This window comes from Nocardia sp. NPDC051900 (genome assembly GCF_044452545.1).
GTDB lineage: Bacteria > Actinomycetota > Actinomycetes > Mycobacteriales > Mycobacteriaceae > Nocardia > Nocardia sichangensis.
Window position 1 is genome coordinate 1 of the sequence record NZ_JBITBU010000082.1, and the last position, 1,080, is coordinate 1,080.

General features: G+C 62.4%; 2 protein-coding genes. Both read left to right on the plus strand.

Going from position 1 to position 1,080, the window contains the following annotated elements; genetic code table 11:
- The coding region (locus ACIA5H_RS37820; protein ID WP_357881820.1) for an MspA family porin at positions 1–94 on the plus strand (94 nt) is incomplete at its 5' end.
- A 324-nt stretch (positions 95–418) separates the two neighbouring features.
- A partial coding sequence (locus ACIA5H_RS37825) for an MspA family porin (RefSeq protein WP_397081178.1) occupies positions 419–1,080 on the plus strand: 662 nt, incomplete at its 3' end.

Sequence of the window (1,080 nt, forward strand, 5' to 3'; positions counted from 1 at the left end):
CGCCCAGGCGCGGGCCTTTGTCAGCGTCGAGGTCGAGACCGACAATGTCATCACGTGGGTGACGTTGTGGGGGCAGCCTTTCAGCCTCGGCTGAGTGAACGGCGGGTGAAAAACCCATAGCGACAGATGAAATGGACCCCTCGCAGCGCGGCGGGTCCATTTCGTCATGAATTCGAATGTGCCGCAAGGGCTGCGCGATCCTAGTCGGATCCGTTACTTCGCGAGACGAATTGCCTGAATTTCCGGAAAAGTCTGGTTGATACCGAATAGCATTGTTTCGTCCGAGATCGCTCGATGACGCGATGGGCCGGCGGAACGTCTGGTGGACAACACATTCCACTGCGTGCCGTCGGCTTTGGAGGGACACGTCCCGCCTCGACACCCTGGGGCGGGCGGATGCAACCTGATGAGGAAAAACATGAGCAAGTACCGCATCAACGGTCTGTCTCGAGGCGTCCGCGTCGCGGGCGCCGCCGCCGTGGCGGCCGTAGCTACCGGTCTGTTGTCGACCGGCGCTGCCAATGCCGATACCTTCGTGCCGTTGCCGGACGGTCACAAGGCAGGACCTGGCGTGAACATCGCTCGCACCGGTGAGCGCGCCCTGATCTCCCCATCCCTTGCCGCGAACGGTGCCGGCCGTGTCGTGTGGGTTTCGGGGAACGCTATCGCCGATGTAGCCGTCACCCCTGAAGGAACGATCGGGCCGAACAACGGTCCGACCGGGAATCCGGGAACGAATAATTCGTCCACTCACGGTGCCTCGCAGTTGAGCACCGGTTACGTCGTCGGCTGCCAGGTCAGCATCGCCGACGACGCGATCTCCGCCGGTGTGTCGGGCAGCGTGAACCTCAGCGGCGCGAGCGCCGGTGGTTCGATCGGCGTCAACCTCGGTCCCGGCGAGGTCAAGTTCGTTCAGATCGATTACAAGGACATCCTGAAGCCCGGTGTGTATTCGGTGGAGTACCAGGATGCCGAGATCCAGATCCAGGGCTGCGCGGGTTACGCGCAGGCGCGTTCGTACACGGTCGTCGAGATCATCGGCGATCACTACTCGAAGACCACCCTCTACGGGATGCCGTT